This window comes from Streptomyces sp. NPDC041108 (genome assembly GCF_055592645.1).
Window position 1 is genome coordinate 379,883 of record NZ_JBVIYK010000003.1, and the last position, 15,841, is coordinate 395,723.

Below are 15,841 nucleotides of genomic sequence, written 5' to 3' on the forward strand. Positions count from 1 at the left end.
GCCTCCTGCTCAGACTTCGATCTTGCCGAGGCGGCGGATGACGAAGAAGCCGACCGTGTAGAGGCCGATCGAGATCAGGACCAGGAGCTGGCCGAGGGGGGAGCCGGTCACCCGGGCCAGGGCGCCGTCGTTCGAGGAGTTGATCAGGAGGAGGGAGCCGAGGCCCAGGAGGGGGACGGTGAAGGCGGTCGCGTTGACCTCGGAGAGCATCGTGCGGACCTCGCGCCGGGTCTCCTTGCGGTCCTCCAGGGTCTGGGTCAGGTTGCGCAGCGAACTCACGACCGTGCCGCCCGCCTTGTTGGACAGGACGAGGGTGGTGACGAGGACGATCAGTTCGCGGGAGGGCAGGCGTTCGGCCAGCTCGCCGAGCGCGTCGTCGATCGAGCGGCCGAGCGCCAGCTGGTCGGCCACCCGGGCCAGTTCCTCGCCCGCCGGGGCCTCCAGTTCCTCCGCGGCCATCGCCAGGGCCGTGCGCAGGGCGAGGCCGGCGGCGGTGGCGTTGGCGAGGAGGCGGGCGACGTCGGGGAGCTGGTTGATGAACGCCTCGATGCGTTTCTGACGTTGCCAGTTGAGGAAGATCGCCGCCGCCCACACGCCGATGGCGCCCGCGATCGGGCCGAAGAAGGGGGCCAGGGTGGTGGCCGCGATCAGCCACAGGGCGACGACGACCATGACGACGTACGTGGCGAACTCGCCGGCCGTCAGGTCGAGGCCCGTCGTCGTCAGACGGAGGTGGATCGCCCGGCCCAGGCGGGTGCGGCGCAGTCGGCGGTCGACGGCCGTGAAGCGCCGTACGCGGCCGGACGCCGTACGCGCCGCGCCGCCGCCCTGGCTGCCCGCGAGGCGGTCGGCCAGGGCCTGGCGCTGGGCGCGGCCGGAGACGTACGCGTGCGCGCCCGCGACGGCGAGGGTGCCGCACAGGACGGTGGCGCCGAGGGCCAGCAGGGTGGTGTTGTCCAGGTCCAGGTCCAGGTGTGCCTGGGCCAGGGCTGCCAGGGGCGCCTGCGATGCCTGGAGTTCCTGGAATTCCTGGGCTGCCTGGGCTGCCTGGGCTGTCGCCATGTTCGGTCCTACCTCCTCGGGGCTCTCGGGGCTATCCGATGGCCTGGCGGGTGTTGAGCGGGTCGATGGCCTCGGCCACGCCGTACGCGGGGGGCAGCGGCTCGTTGGCCACGTACAGCTTCTCGGCGACGGGGCGCGGTATCGGCAGGTGCTCGAAGCGGCCGTGGACGACCCGGTCGGCGCCGAGGGGGTCCGGGGCGTAGCGGGAGACCGTGGCGATACGGAACTGTTCGCGGCCGTGCGAGACGAGCAGGGCGATCTCGGTGACCTTGCGGGAGCCGTCGGCGAAGCGGGTGAGCTGGACGACCACGTCCACCGCGGAGTTGATCTGGTCCTTCAGGGCCTCGAAGGGGATGAGGACCTCGGACATCGAGCCGAGGGTCTGCAGCCGCATCAGCGCGTCCTCGGCGGAGTTGGCGTGGACCGTGGCGAGGGAGCCGTCGTGGCCGGTGGACATGGCCTGGAGCATGTCGAGGGTCTCGCCGCCGCGGACCTCGCCGACGATGATGCGGTCGGGGCGCATGCGCAGGGAGTTGCGAACCAGGTCGCGGATGGTGATCTGGCCCTTGCCCTCGATGTTCGGGGGCCTCGACTCCAGGCGGATCACGTGCTCCTGCTGGAGCTGGAGTTCGGCGGAGTCCTCGATGGTGATGATGCGTTCGCGGGGCGGGATCAGGCCGGAGAGGGCGTTGAGGAGCGTGGTCTTTCCGGTGCCGGTACCGCCGCTGACGATCACGTTGAAGCGGGCGCGGACGAAGGCGGCGAGCAGCATCAGCATCTGCTCGTCCAGGGAGCCCAGGTCGATCAGTTCCGGGAGGGTGTACGCGCGGGGGAAGCGGCGGATCGTGAGGGTCGGGCCGGTGAGGGAGAGCGGGGGGATGATCACGTTGACGCGTTCGCCGGTGGGGAGGCGGGCGTCGACCATGGGGTTCGACTCGTCGACCCGCCTGTTCACGGTGGAGACGATGCGTTCGATCGTCTGCATCAGCTGGTCGGTCGAGGCGAAGCGGAGGGGTAGTTGTTCTACGCGGCCGGCTCGTTCGACGAAGATCGAGTCCGGGCCGTTGACCATGATCTCGGTGACGGACGCGTCGGCCAGGAGGGGTTCGAGGACGCCCAGGCCGAGGGCCTCGTCGACGACCCTGCGGATCAGTTGGGCGCGTTCGGCGGAGGAGAGGACCGGGCCCTCTCGGCTGATGATGTGGCCGAGTACGCGTTCCAGGCGGGCGCGGCGGTCGGCGGCGGTGAGGGCCGACATCTCGGCCAGGTCGATCTCTTCGAGGAGCTTGGCGCGGTAGACGGCCACGAGGTGTCCGTCCTCGCGTCCGGTTGCCCCTTCGTCGGGGGTGGCGATACGGGATCGCAGGCTCATCTTCTTGTCAACTCCTCTCGGGGTGGGGGCTGTCGCGGGGTCAGTCGCTGCCGGTGTCGCTGTCGTTGGGCATGGTGGCGCTGCGTTCCACGGTGACCGGGTCGAAGAGGGGGACCACGGAGGGGACGGTGACGGTGACCGTGGCGGTGGTGGTGTCCGTGCCGCCGCCTCCCGGGTCGACCGAGGGGTTCAGCCACGCGCTGGCCGCGGCGGCGCCCGCTGCCGCGCCGGCCCCGGGTTGCAGTGACTCGGCTCTGGCCGCCGCGCGGGCCGCCGAGCCGGCCTGGCTGATGCCGTAGCCGATCAGGCCGAGTTGGATCGCGGCCATGCCTACGAGGAGGAGGATCGGGAGGAAGCCGGCGAACTCCAGGATGGAGGAGCCTCGGTCGTTCCAGCGGTGGGGTGGGCGGCCTTCTGTGGGTGGGGGGTTCGCCTGGGGGCGGTGGGTGGGTCGGGGGCGTGCCGGGGGGTATCCGTCCTCGGAACGGCGCGGAATCGGTCGGCTGGGAGGCGCGGGGCGTTGACGCGCCAACCGCTGCGGGCGGACACCCCCCGGCACGCCCCCTTCTCGCCGTACGCGACCGGCCCCGCGGGGGAGCGCGCCTTCTTCTCGCCGCGGACGGCTGACCCCGCGTGGGGGTACGACCCCGTCTCGCCGCGGACGGCTGACCCCGGGTGGGGGCACGTCCCCGTCTCGCCGTACGTGGTCGGTCCCGTGTGAGGGCACGCCCTCTTCTCGCCGCGGACGGCTGACCCCGAGTGGGGGCGCGTCCCCGTCTCGCCGTGCGTGGTCGGTCCCGTGTGAGGGCACGCCCTCTTCTCGCCGCGGACGGCTGACCCCGGGTGGGGGCACGTCCCCGGGTGGGGGTGCGCCCCCCTCTCGCCGTACGCGGGCGGGGCCGTGTTCAGGGCGGGGGGTGTCGAGCTGTCGTCGGGGGCGGGTGGTTTCGTTCTTCGGGGTCACTGGGGGTCTCCCTCCAGTGCCGCGCCCGCCTCGCCGTTGACGGTCCAGCCCGCGTCGAAGCCGGGGAAGAAGAGGGGGACGTTGGCCTGGACCTCGGCTCGCATGACGGTGCCCGCGGGGGCGCAGTCGATGGCGGTGTCGGCCCAGGCGCCCGGGAGGTTCTGGGTGCCGGCGGCCTCGCAGGCGGCGGCGACGTCGCCGTCGACGGCGTACGCGGCGGTGGCGGCGCGGGCGGCCTCGTCGGCGGCGTTGCCGGCGAGTGTGTAGGTGTAGCCGTAGAGGGCGGCCTGCCAGAGGATCGTCATGGTGATCAGGAGCAGGGGGAACATTCCGGCGAATTCGAGGGTCACCGAGCCCCGGTCGCCGCCCTTGCGCCGCAGGACCAGGGCGCCGCGGTCGGCGGAGGACCTGCGGCGGCGGCCGTGGCCGTGTTCCGGGGCGGCGACCAGTTCCAGTTCTCCGGCGAGGGCCCAGAGGGCCTGTTTGACGACCGAGCGGGCGTCGAGGTCCTGGAGGCGGCCCGCGTCGACGACGGACTGGAGTTCCTTGAAGGCGGCGGGGACGGCGGCGCGGGCCACCTTCGTGCCGGTGACCTTCTCGACCAGGGAGGGCTGGATCTCCGTGGCGCGGGACAGCCGGTTGACGACCGTCAGGGTCTCCTCGGCCTTGCGGATCTGGAGGCGGTCCCAGAGGCGGACCATGCGTTTCGCGGCGCGTACCGCGATCACGTCCGGGGTGACCAGCAGGAGGGCGTGGTCGGCCATCTCCACGGCCGCCGCCGTGGCCGCGGTCACCTGCGAACCGCAGTCGACGATCACCACGTCGTGCCGGGAGCGGAGCGTGGCCACCACCTGGCGGGCCACCCGGTCCGTCACCTCCTCGCCGCGCTCGCCCTCGGCGGGGGCGAGGAGGAGGGCGATGCCGGTGTCGTGGGCGTAGACCGCCTCCTGCAGGACGCGGGGGTTGAGGTCCGTGATGCCGGCCAGGTCGGCGACCGAGCGGCGGAACTGGACGTCCAGGTACGAGGCCACGTCCCCCGACTGGAGGTCGAGGTCGAGGAGGGCGACCGTACGGCCGGACGCGCGGGCGGCGAGCGCGAGGTGCACGGCGGTGACCGTGGCGCCGACTCCGCCCTTGGCGCCGCTGACCGTGACGACGGTGCCGCCGGGGCCGGTGTACAGCTCCGGTGCGGGGCTGCCGAGGTGGCGGCGCATACCGGCCGACCAGGCGGCGGCGGCCTGGACGCGTTCGGCCAGGGCCTCGTAGGAGAGGGGGAGGTTGACGATTCCGCGGGCGCCGGAGTCCATGGCGGCGGTCAGGACGCCGGTGCTGGTGTCGGAGGTGACGAGGACGACGCCGACGGCGGGGAAACGCAGGACGAGATCGCGGACCAGGTCCAACGCCGGTACGGGGCCGATGCGTTCGTGGACGATCACCACTTCGGGCAGTTCGTCCAGCGAGTCGGCGGCGAGCCGCGCCAGGGTGTCCAGCAGGGCCGTGGAGTCGGACACGTGGGGTGCCGGTTCGGCGTCGGCCAGCTGGCCGAGCAGGGTGGTGAGGGCGCGGGCCGAGTCGAGGTCCCCGGCGGCGGGGAGGATGCGGATGGTCATCGGCGGATCCCCGTTCCGTTCGCGGACGTGCGGGGCTCGGCCGCCTCGCACCGGCAGGGTGCGCTCGGCATCCTCGTTCGCCGTGCTCCCAGGAGCATGCCCACCCTCGACACCCTCACCCGCATCGGCGTTCGACGCACCCTCGTTCGAGGCGCCCTCGTGCGGACGTTCCGGACCGACCTCATGGCGGGGCCTCCTACTTGTCCTCGTCGAGGGTGTACGAACGGTCGTCCGGTACGACGACGGTGGCCTCGCCGCCCCCGACGAGGGCGAGCCGGACGTGCTCGGCGAACGACTCGGCGAACGCGACGCGCTGGGCGTCGGCGGTGTCGAGCGCGAAGGTGATCGGGACGGCCTCGGTGGCCGTGCGCCGGCGGTCGCTGCTGGACTGGCCGGATTCGAGAGGGGTCAGCCTGCCCACGTCGATGACCCGTGCGTCGGTGACCATCAGCTTGGACGTGTCCTTCTTGGAGTCGCTGTCCTTCTCCTCGAAGGTGGCGTAGATGTTGACCCGCGACCCCGGGTTGATCTTCCCCGCCACACCGGTCGAGGCGTCGATCAGGATCGCGATCTCCTGCTGTCCGGCTTCGAGTTCCGGCCGGTCGACGATCATGTCCGACTGGAGCAGGGAACCCTTGCGCAGCTGGGTGACGGCGATCTTGCCGCGGATCTCCGACAGTTCGGTGACGGCGGTGCCGGACAGCCACCGCTCGGGCATCGATATCCTCTCGAACTGGTCCGCCGTCAGCTCCTTGTAGGGTGCGATGTCACCCTTGAGCCGGTACGCGGTCACCTCGGGCCCGACCTTCGCGTTCACGTCACGGATCACCGAGAGCACCCCGGCGAAGGCGGCCAGGGCGCACAGGGCCGAGAGGACCAGCAGGACGACGCCGCGGCGCTGGCGTGAGTTCACTACTTCTCACCTCGTGGGGATGTGCCGGGCAGTTGAGCGGGCCTGCCGTCTCCGCCTGCTCGCGGGCTGTGGAGTTGTCGTACGACTGTCATGCGACCCCTCGGGGAAGGGCCGCGCGGGCCTCGTCGGCGGGGGGTTCCGGCTCCCGTAACGGGGCCGCGCAGAATCCGCAGCGGTCGCCGATGAGTTCGAGGCCGCACCAGTGGCACGTCTCGCGGCGTACGGACGACACGAGCTGGTAGAGCACGGAGACGTCCGAGAGCCCGGCGGCGAACTCGACGAGCTTGCCGGTCCCCCACCAGCGCACGGACTCCTCGGGCAGCGGCACCGGCAGGGACCCCTGGACCTGCCAGTCGGGGGCGAGAGTCGCGGTGACCCAGTCGGACGGCGGCTGCGGCCCCTGTGCGACGAGCAGCCGGGTGCCGAACTCGGGCCCGGCGAGGGGCTCCTGACCGGCGGCGTCGAGCCGGACGAGCTGGGGCCGGGGGTTGGCCAGCACGGCGAACCGGGCGCCCGGCAGCCAGGACTTGGCGTGCGACTTCAGCGAGACCGGCACCCGGTCGAGCTTGGCGACGGAGCCGAGGAGGGCGCCGGCGTAGATGTAGTGCGCGAGCAGGCGTACGGAGGAGGCGAGCACTCCCGGGCTGAAGTCGCACGCGGAGAGCTGCCGCAACTGCTGGGCCAGCAGGGCGAGGCCGAGCGGGGGCAGGTCCACGCCGAGCAGGGCGATGCGGTCGCTCTCCAGCACGGAACGGACCGTGTGCAGCCGACGGGTGAGGGCGGACGGGTCGGAGGCCGAGTGCAGGGCGATGACATAGCCGTGCTGCTCGATCAGGGCGTGCATGCCGACCAGAGAGGCTTCGAGGGTCTCCTGCGGCTGGACGACCGCGGGCGGGGTCTGCCGGTCGTGCGAGGGGAGCACCAGGCCGGAACTGGTGACGGCTATCGCGGTCGGCACGCTGCACACCACCCCGTTCGCTGCGGCGGGGTGGTCGCCCACCGCCTCAGCTGGCCCTGTGAGGAACGGCGTTCCGCCCGCCGTCCCTCCTGCGTCCTCTTGCATCAGCACCATATCCACGGCATGGCCAGATCAACACCGAATCCTCTTGATCAACTCACGGAAGGTGCGGGCCGTATCCACACAGAGTGAGACGCATATGCCCCAACTCGGCAGGTGGTGGCGGCGGTTGAGACCCCTCGTACGGGTGAACGGCTTTCGCGCGGGGAGTGTTGACAACCCCATTGGTCTGGACCAGCGTACCGGGCATGTTCAGACACGGAAGACGCATACACATGCGGACAGAAGCGCGGGAGCGGACACGCCTCCGGCCGGGAGCCGTCACCACGGCCCTCGTCACCGCCCTCGCCCTCGGTCTCTCGCTCGTCGGCGCCGGACAGGCGTCCGCCGCCGACATCAACAACGTCAGGAACGCCGGATTCGAGTCGGGGCTCAGCGACTGGAACTGTTCGGCGGGCAGCGGCGCCATCGTCTCCTCCCCCGTGCACGGCGGTACGGCCGCGCTGCGGGCGACCCCGGCCGGGCAGGACAACGCCCGCTGCACCCAGGCCGTGGCCGTCCGGCCCGGCTCGACGTACACACTCAGCGCCTGGGTGCGCGGCGGGTACGCCTACCTGGGCGCGACCGGTACGGGCACGACCGACGTCTCGACGTGGACCCCGGACTCGGCGGCCTGGAAACAGCTGTCGACGACCTTCACCACGGGCCCCTCGACGACCTCGGTGACGGTCCACACGCACGGCTGGTACGGGCAGGCCGCGTACTACGCCGACGACGTGGCCCTCTTCGGCCCCGACGGCGGCGGTGGCGGCGACCAGCCGCCCACCGTCCCGTCGGCCCCGGCCGGGGTGACGGTGTCGGGCTCGACGTCCTCCTCGGTGTCCCTGGCCTGGAACGCGGTCGCGGGCGCCACGGGTTACCACGTCTACCGGGGCGGTACGAAGGTCCGGTCGGTGACCGGCACTTCGGCGACGGTGACGGGGCTCGCGGCCTCCACCTCGTACACCTTCCAGGTCACGGCGGCGAACGCGGCCGGTGAGTCGGCGCGTTCGGCGACGGTGACCGGGACGACGACGGCGACTCCGGGCGGCGGCACGGGCGTCCCGAAGCACGCCGTGACCGGCTACTGGCAGAACTTCGACAACGGGGCCGCCGTCCAGCACCTCTCGGACGTGCAGCCGAGTTACGACATCATCGCCGTGGCCTTCGCGGACGCCACCGCCACCCCGGGCGCGGTGACCTTCGACCTCGACTCGGCCGGGCTCGGCGGCTACACCGTCGACCGGTTCAAGGCGGACGTCCGGGCCAAGCAGGCGGCCGGCAAGAAGGTCGTCGTGTCGGTCGGCGGTGAGCGCGGCACGGTGGCGGTGAACGACTCGGTCTCCGCGACTAACTTCGCGAACTCGGTGTATGAGCTGATGGGGACGTACGGCTTCGACGGCGTCGACATCGACCTGGAGAACGGGCTCAACGCGACCTACATGACACAGGCTCTGCGGACGCTGTCGTCGAAGGCGGGCCCGTCGCTGGTCATCACGATGGCGCCGCAGACCATCGACATGCAGTCGACGTCGAACGCGTACTTCCGGACCGCCCTGAACATCAAGGACATCCTGACCGTCGTCAACATGCAGTACTACAACAGCGGTTCCATGCTGGGCTGCGACGGCAAGGTCTACAGCCAGGGGTCGGTGGACTTCCTCACCGCCCTCGCCTGCATCCAGCTGGAGAACGGTCTCGCACCCTCCCAGGTGGGGCTGGGGCTGCCCGCCTCGACGCGGGGAGCGGGCAGCGGGTACGTGTCGCCGGCCGTGGTGAACGACGCCCTCGACTGTCTGACGCGCGGCACGAACTGCGGCTCCTTCAAGCCGCCGCGGACGTACCCCGACCTGCGGGGCGCGATGACCTGGTCGACCAACTGGGACGCCACGGCGGGCAACGCGTGGTCGAACGCGGTGGGGCCGCACGTGCACGGGCTGCCGTAGGCGACAAGGGTGACCCGCGCCGGTGTGGCGCGGGTCACCGGAACCTCTCCCGCCGCACGGACAGACATGGGTGTGAGGTGGGAGAGGTGCATACGAGATGAGTGACCCAGAGCGGGCACGGGCGGAGGCGGAGTCCTCGGTCCGGGCACGGATCCGGGCGGGCGACCGGGAGACCTTCGCGGAGGTCTACGACGCGTACGCGCGGACCGTCTACAACCACGCCTATCGGCTGACCGGCGACTGGTCGACGGCCGAGGAGGTGATGGCGGACACCTTCCTCGACGCCTGGCGCACCCGGCGGCGACTGGAGCCGGACGGCGGCTCGTTGAAGCCGTGGCTGCTGGGCATGGCGACCAACAAGGCCCGCAACGCCAACCGCGGTCTCAACCGCCGGCTGGCGTTCCTGGCCCGCCGGCCCGCCCCGGCCCCGGTGGCCGACTTCGCCGAGGAGACCGCCGGGCGACTGGACGACGCCCGCCGGCTCGCCGCCGTGCGCCAGGTGTACGGCCGGCTGCGGCGCGGGGAACGGGAGGTGCTGGCGCTGTGCGTGTGGGCCGGCCTCGACTACGGGCAGGCGGCCGAGGCGCTGGGTGTGCCCGTGGGGACCGTGCGGTCGCGGCTCTCACGGGCCCGCGCGCGGCTGGCCCGTCTCACCGACGAGCGGCTGCGCGCGGAACGCGCGGAGGACGGGGAACCGGGGCGCGGTCGCGGAGAGGTACAGAGCGAGGCCGTGTTCGCGGCCCGTCCGCTCAAGGAGATCCAGGAGGGAACCCGATGAACGAGGTGCCGGCCCGACTGCTGCCGCCCCCGCCCGAACGGGACGTCCCGCCTGATCGCCTCGCCCACCACAAGGACCGTTTGATGCGACTCATCGACGACGACCGGGCCACGGCGCCCACCGTTCCCGCCCCGGCGGCCCCCCGCCCCCGCCCGCGGCTGCCCCGCCCGGCGCTGTGGCTGCCCGCCGCCGCGCTGACCCTGGCCGGGGTGCTGACCGCCGGTCTGGTCACGACCACGGACTCCGGCGACGGTCCGCGGCGCTCCGACGGCGGGAGCGCCGTCGTCCTGCTCGACCGGATCGCCGACGTCGCCGCGCGCACGGAGGTCGAGCCGGTCCGCGACGACCAACTGGTCTACGTCAAGAGCCTGACGGCCGGCGCGGAGGCCGTGGAGGACGGCCCGTACAGGCCGGGGAAGCTGCACCGGCGGGAGGTGTGGGTGTCGCAGGAGCCGGGCCCGGTGAAGCAGCTGGCCCTGCACTACGAGGGCGGCGCCTACTCCCCGCTCCGGGAGCTGCTGCCGCCGGGGTCGCCCGGCGTCCCCGCCGGGATCGACCGCCCCACCTACCGGTGGCTGGCTTCCCTGCCCACCGACCCCGACGACCTGCTGGCCGAGCTGTACCGCCTGACCAGGACATGGAAGGGCGAGGAGAAGGCACAGGCCGTCTTCGACAGGATCGGCGGACTGCTCGGGGAGACGGTCATGCCGCCGAGGACCGCCGCCGCGCTCTACGAGGCCGCCGCGAAGATCCCCGGGGTGACCCGCACCGACGACGCGGTCGACCCCGCCGGACGCCACGGGGTCGGCATCCGCCGCGTCGACACACGCGCCAAGTGGGCCACCGAGTGGGTCTTCGACCGGGAGACCCTCGCGTTCCTCGGCGAACGCAGCCGGCTCACGGCGGACGGCCCGATGGGCGCCGAGGGCACGGTCCTGAGCGAGACCGCCGTCCTCGAACGGGCCGTCGTAGACGCGTACCGCGAGCGGCCGGGGTCGTAGGTCATCCCATGGGGCGGTAGTGGCCGAGGACCTGCGCCAGGTGGGCGAACCACTGGTGGAGGCGTTCGCGGGGCCTGGCCTCGACGGAGCACTCGAAGAAGGTGCCGTCGACGTGGATCACGGCGACCATGAGGGCCTTGCCGTTGCCGCTCGCCTTGTAGTGGACGCTGCGGATCTCGGGCCAGGGGAAGTCGACGGAGACGCCGTGGTCCTCGAAGGCGACGCCACCGCCGTCGACGACGACGGAGTTGTGGCGGTCGACGGCCATGAACTCCGGCCCCTGGAACGGCACCTCGCCCGCGGGCGGCTGGGGGTACGGGTGGCCGGGCGGCGTCGGCTGCCCGTACGCCTGGGGCGGCTGCCCGTACGGCTGCTGCGGCTGCCCGTACGGCTGCTGCGGCTGCCCGTAGGGCTGGGGCGGCTGGGCGTAGGGCTGGGGCGGCTGGGCGTAGGGCTGGGGTGGACCGGGCGGCGCGGCGGGGGGCGTGTACGGCGGGGGCGGGGGGCCGAAGCCCGGCCGGTCCCCCGACGCCGTCCACGGCTGCGCCGGCGGTGGTGGTGGCGGCTGGTGACCCTGCTCGGGCTGCTCCATGACTGTTCGTCCCCCTGCCCCGTGCTGATGTTCGTACGGCACCGTATCCCTCACCCACCCGTGAAACATTCCCCGGGGGCCACCGCATCAAGGGAGTGAGAGGCGGCGGAGAGAAGCAGCGGCCCAGGCCCACACGAGCTCGTTCAGGGGGAGCCGGAGATGAGACAAGTCCGCGCGGACGGATACCAGGAGTTCGCGGCGGCGCGCGCGGGGCATCTGTACCGGTCCGCGTGTCTGCTCACCGGCGGGGACACGCATCTCGCCGAGGACCTCGTCCAGGAGACGCTCGGGCGGCTGTACGTGAAATGGGGGCGGGTGCGGCGGGCGGAGAACCCGGCCGGATACGCGCAGACCGTGCTGACCAGGACCTTCCTCGCCCACCGCAGGCGGCGCAGCAGCGGGGAACGGGCCACCGACGTGTTCCCGGACGTGCCCGCCGCACCGGGCTCCGACTCGTCGCTGCGGCTCACCCTCGTCGAGGCGCTGGCACAACTGCCGCCCAAGGACCGGGCGGTGGTCGTCCTGCGGTACTGGGAGGACCGGTCCATCGAGGAGACCGCAACGGCGATGAACACCAGTTCGGCGGCGGTGCGCACCCGGTGCGTCCGCGCCCTCGCCCGGCTGCGCGCCCTGCTCGGGGACACGATCGGTGAGTACGCCACCCCCTGAGCCACCCCGCCGGATGCCGACGGCACGCACACCCACAGTCACACCCCACTCCGAGAAACGGTGGTTCGTCATGCCCCTGGATCAGCACGCAGACCCCTTCGAGGAACGGCTCGGCGACGCCCTGCGCCGGGCCGGCGACGGCTTCGAGTCCGAGGGACACTCCCTGGTCGACGGCGGAGCCGCACGCGGCCGGCGGCGGCTGTTCCGGCGCCGGGCGGCGATGCTGGGCGGCGTCGCCGGGATCGCGCTGGTCGCCGTGGGCGGGGCGGTGCTGCTCCCCGGCACCGGAGGCGGCAGCGGGAAGCAGTCCGTGGCGGCGGAGCGGTCCGGTGAGCCGGACGTCAGGGACGACGACGGCAAGGTGTCCGGCGCCCAGCTCGTCGAGCGGCTCAAGGATCTGCTGCCGGAGGGGAAGTCGAGCGGGGAGTCCGCGCGCGGCACGGGCGCGCAGGCGGGGCCGTACGCACGGGTCGTGTACGACGACGGGGAGGGCGCGTCGGCGGTACAGCTGGCGCTCGGGCGGGTCGACCCCGACAGCGAGCAGGCCCGGCAGCTGACGGCCTGCCCCGACAAGGCGGCCGTCAGGTACGACTCCTGCACGGAGAGCACCCTGTCGGACGGCGCGCGCCTGATGCTCTTCCAGGGGTACGAGTACCCCGACCGCCGCGTGGACACCAAGCACTGGTACGCGCAGCTGGTCGACCCGGACGGGTTCGAGGTGAGCGTCATGGAGTGGAACGCCGAGGCGCAGAAGGACGCGCCGGTCACCCGTGCGGAGCCTCCGCTGCCCATCGCCGCTCTGCGGGCGATCGTGACGGAGCCGCAGTGGCGCGAGGTCGTCGACGCCGTTCCGGAGGACGAGGCGGAGGACGGGGACCGGAAGCCGTCGTCGACGGAGAAGCCCCGGACCGGTCCCGTCGACGCTCCGACGGTGGACGGCCTCGCCATCCGCAAGACGCTCCTCGGGCTGCTCCCGGAGGGGGTCAACACCGTCGAGGAGGGCAATCAGGAGTCGGACTTCGCCCATGTCGTCCTCGACGACGGCAAGGGGCGGAGCCTGGTGCAGATCAATGTGCAGCCGGGGATGGCGGACCTCGCGGACTCGCTGTTCGAGGGGGACGCCGAGACCCTGCCCGACGGCACGAAGGTCGCCGTCCGGCAGGAGCCCGGCGAGAAGGGCGGCGAGGGGGTCGTGATGTGGACCGTGGACACGCTCCGCACCGACGGGCTGCGGGTCGTGATCAGCGCCTTCAACTCCGGCGCCCAGCACACGGCCGCGACCCGCGGGACCCCCGCGCTCACCATGGCGCAGCTGAAGGAGATCGCCACCAGCGGGACCTGGAAGACGATCGGCTAGCCGGTCCCGCCGCTCCTCGCAGCGAGGTCGTCCTCGCAGCGGGTCAGAAGAAGTCCGCCCACGGCTGGTCCCAGATCTGCTTCACGGCCAGGACCAGGAACAGCAGGCCCGCGAGGGCCAGCATCGTGTTGCTGAGGACGCCGTTGCGCCATTCCCTCGGGGTGCGGGAGGAGTTGAGGAGCCACAGGAGGGTGGCGGCGAGGAAGGGGAGGAAGGCCGCGCCGAGGACGCCGTAGAGGATGATCAGGCGGAACGGCTGGCCCTGGAAGAGCAGGACGATGGGCGGGAAGGTCAGCCACAGCAGGTAGGCGCGGAACGGCCAGGACTTCTCGCGCCGGCCGGAGGCGACCTCCTCGCCCGTGACCGCCGCCTTGCGGCGGAAGCGCTCCACGAAGTCGGCGAACATCAGGCTCACGCCGTGCCAGACGCCGATGAGCGAGGTGTACGAGGTGGCGAAGAAGCCGATCAGGAAGAACTTGGCGGTGGCCGTGCCGTACTCGTCGGCCAGGATGTCGCCGAGCTGGATGAGACCCTTGTCGCCGGAGGCGATGGCGATGTTCGCGGAGTGCAGCAGTTCGGCGCCGACGAAGAGCATCGAGATCACGAAGATGCCGGTGGTGATGTACGCGACCCGGTTGTCGAGGCGCATGATCTTCATCCAGCCGGTGTTCGTCCAGCCCTTGGCGTTGACCCAGTAGCCGTACGCGGCGAGCGTGATCGTGCCGCCGACGCCGCCGATCAGACCGAGGGTGTTGAGGATCGAGTCCTTCTCGTCGGGCAGCACGGGCAGGAGCCCGGCGAAGGCGTCCGCGAGGTTGGGGGTGACCCTGATCGCCAGGTAGACGGTGACGACGAACATGACGCCCACGAGGACCGTCATGACCTTCTCGAAGACCTCGTACTTGTTGAACCAGACGAAGACCAGACCGCTCAGACCGCACAGGACGGCCCACCACTTGAGGTCCATGACGTCCGGGAACAGCGCCTGCAGGGGCAGGGCGCTGGAGGACATCGCGGCCGCGCCGTACACGAAGCCCCAGATCACGACGTAGACGACGAAGAACCACGTCGTCCAGCGGCCGAGGCTCGCCCAGCCGTCGAAGAGGGTGCGGCCGGTGGACAGGTGCCAGCGGCCGGCCGCCTCGGCGAGGGAGATCTTGACGAGGCAGCCGATGACGGCCGCCCACAGCAGGGTGTAACCGAAGTTGCTGCCCGCGATCAGTGTCGCGACGAGGTCACCGGCGCCGACACCGGTCGCGGCGACGACGATGCCGGGGCCGATGTACTTCCAACTGGATGCGCGGGGTGGGGGGTTGGGGCCGGATGGTGCGGGGGTGTCAGTGGGGTTTCCCGTGGTGTCCGCCATGCAGGTCAAGAAACCCCAAAGCCCCCGCCCGAACAAGAGGGCCTCCCGAACACCCCCGCCACACCACACGGATCCACACACGACCACGCGGACACACCCCGCCAGGAATCCACAGACAACCCCGCGGGCACGCCCCCCAGAGGCGCGGGGAACTGCGCGGGCACGCCCCCCTCGGGGGCGCAGACAACCACGCGGGCGCGCCCCTTCAGAGGCGCGGGGAACTGCGCGGCCGGCCACGACGAACGCGCGGGCGAACGACGACCCGAGGCCCGCAGACGACCGACCCCGGCGACCGACGACTCCCGCGAGCGACACCCCCGGCGAGGCGAACGACGGCCCCGGCAACCAAAAGCCACCGAGGCCACCGAAGCCGCCGACCCCGGCGGAGCGCTACGGCTGTCGCCGACCGCACCCGTCCGCCCCGCAGGTTCCGAGCTCGAACCACACGGTCTTGCCCGGCCCGTCCTGGTGGCAGCCCCAGCGCCCGGCCAGCGCGTCCACCAGGAACATCCCCCTGCCGCTCTCCGATATCTCCGTCGTCGCCCGGCGCACCCGGGGCGGGCGGCCGTCCGTGTCCGACACCTCGCAGCGCAGCACACCGTGCGCGGCCGACAGAGTCAGCTTCAGCCGGCTCTCCGCGTGCACGAGCGCGTTGGTGACCAGCTCGCTCACCAGCAGCTCCGCCGTGTCGGTCTGGTCGAGCAGTCCCCATCCCTCCAGCTGCCGGCGCACCTGCGCGCGGGCCTGTGCGGCGGCGGTGGGACGGGGGTCGTACTCGACGCTCAAGTGGCCCGCACCCATGGGGGGTTGGGGGTACGAGGCGAAATGGGGGCCGGAATCCGGAAGGAGACCCCCGGAGCGATGCAGCATGTTTCCAGGGTTGCCGCCGTACGTACGCGGCACACGGGGAGGATTACCCGTTTCCGGCCGTGCATATACCTGTTTCCTGCCTGCTTACGTCCACAATCAGGGGATTATGACACCTATTCACCCTTACGCGGTCGTGCGCGGCTTACGCGCCCACCGGCCGCTCCTCCCACTCTTGACCTGGTCATGCCAGACCTCCACCATGAGCGCCACACCCGCACGAGGGCCTGCCGGACGCCCCCAGGTCGTCGCCAGGCCCGAGGCACGTCGCAAGGATCCACCCCCCG

At 72.0% G+C, this 15,841-nt stretch carries 14 protein-coding genes; 5 read left to right on the forward strand and 9 right to left on the reverse strand.

Going from position 1 to position 15,841, the window contains the following annotated elements:
* Positions 1–9: 9 nt before the first annotated feature.
* From ACZ6BB_RS11250 to ACZ6BB_RS11275, 6 genes are all read right to left on the reverse strand, one after another.
* Entirely contained in the window at positions 10–1,062 is a 1,053-nt protein-coding gene (locus tag ACZ6BB_RS11250) for a type II secretion system F family protein (RefSeq protein WP_471615007.1), read from the reverse strand.
* A 31-nt stretch (positions 1,063–1,093) separates the two neighbouring features.
* Entirely contained in the window at positions 1,094–2,434 is a 1,341-nt protein-coding gene (locus ACZ6BB_RS11255; protein ID WP_471615008.1) for a CpaF family protein, read from the reverse strand.
* A gap of 40 nt (positions 2,435–2,474) precedes the next feature.
* A complete protein-coding gene (locus ACZ6BB_RS11260) occupies positions 2,475–2,807 on the reverse strand; it encodes a TadE/TadG family type IV pilus assembly protein (RefSeq protein WP_471615313.1) in 333 nt (110 codons plus the stop codon).
* A 587-nt stretch (positions 2,808–3,394) separates the two neighbouring features.
* The gene (locus ACZ6BB_RS11265) at positions 3,395–5,008 is read right to left on the reverse strand and encodes an AAA family ATPase (protein ID WP_471615009.1); all 1,614 of its coding nucleotides are present in this window, start codon (positions 5,006–5,008) and stop codon (positions 3,395–3,397) included.
* Between the two features lie 196 nt (positions 5,009–5,204).
* On the reverse strand, positions 5,205–5,921 hold the full coding sequence (gene cpaB / locus ACZ6BB_RS11270) for a Flp pilus assembly protein CpaB (RefSeq protein WP_471615010.1): 717 nt from the start codon (positions 5,919–5,921) through the stop codon (positions 5,205–5,207).
* Positions 5,922–6,009: 88 nt separating this feature from the next.
* Positions 6,010–6,921: a hypothetical protein gene (locus tag ACZ6BB_RS11275; protein ID WP_471615011.1), complete on the reverse strand. Its 912-nt coding sequence runs from the start codon at positions 6,919–6,921 to the stop codon at positions 6,010–6,012.
* Between the two features lie 293 nt (positions 6,922–7,214).
* Here ACZ6BB_RS11275 and ACZ6BB_RS11280 point away from each other — a divergent pair, with 293 nt between their 5' ends.
* From ACZ6BB_RS11280 to ACZ6BB_RS11290, 3 genes are all read left to right on the forward strand, one after another.
* Positions 7,215–8,924 (forward strand): chitinase, encoded by a 1,710-nt coding sequence (locus ACZ6BB_RS11280; RefSeq protein ID WP_471615012.1) that lies wholly within the window; start codon positions 7,215–7,217, stop codon positions 8,922–8,924.
* A gap of 97 nt (positions 8,925–9,021) precedes the next feature.
* Complete coding sequence (locus tag ACZ6BB_RS11285; protein WP_471615013.1) at positions 9,022–9,702, forward strand: RNA polymerase sigma factor; 681 nt, start codon at positions 9,022–9,024, stop codon at positions 9,700–9,702.
* A complete protein-coding gene (locus tag ACZ6BB_RS11290; RefSeq protein WP_471615014.1) occupies positions 9,699–10,703 on the forward strand; it encodes a CU044_5270 family protein in 1,005 nt (334 codons plus the stop codon). The genes ACZ6BB_RS11285 and ACZ6BB_RS11290 overlap by 4 nt, the downstream gene beginning before the upstream one ends.
* A 1-nt stretch (position 10,704) precedes the next feature.
* Here ACZ6BB_RS11290 and ACZ6BB_RS11295 read toward each other — a convergent pair whose 3' ends face one another.
* Positions 10,705–11,295, reverse strand: a complete 591-nt coding sequence (locus ACZ6BB_RS11295) for a hypothetical protein (RefSeq protein ID WP_471615015.1) — start codon at positions 11,293–11,295, stop codon at positions 10,705–10,707.
* 159 nt (positions 11,296–11,454) lie between these two features.
* On the opposite strand from ACZ6BB_RS11295, the gene ACZ6BB_RS11300 reads away from it, so the two are divergent.
* Complete coding sequence (locus tag ACZ6BB_RS11300) at positions 11,455–11,964, forward strand: SigE family RNA polymerase sigma factor (protein ID WP_471615016.1); 510 nt, start codon at positions 11,455–11,457, stop codon at positions 11,962–11,964.
* Between the two features lie 70 nt (positions 11,965–12,034).
* Complete coding sequence (locus ACZ6BB_RS11305; RefSeq protein ID WP_471615017.1) at positions 12,035–13,321, forward strand: hypothetical protein; 1,287 nt, start codon at positions 12,035–12,037, stop codon at positions 13,319–13,321.
* A gap of 43 nt (positions 13,322–13,364) precedes the next feature.
* On the opposite strand, the gene ACZ6BB_RS11310 is transcribed toward ACZ6BB_RS11305, so the two are convergent.
* Positions 13,365–14,687 (reverse strand): Nramp family divalent metal transporter, encoded by a 1,323-nt coding sequence (locus ACZ6BB_RS11310; protein ID WP_471615018.1) that lies wholly within the window; start codon positions 14,685–14,687, stop codon positions 13,365–13,367.
* A 390-nt stretch (positions 14,688–15,077) separates the two neighbouring features.
* Entirely contained in the window at positions 15,078–15,488 is a 411-nt protein-coding gene (locus tag ACZ6BB_RS11315) for an ATP-binding protein (RefSeq protein ID WP_037727313.1), read from the reverse strand.
* Between the last annotated feature and the right edge of the window lie 353 nt (positions 15,489–15,841).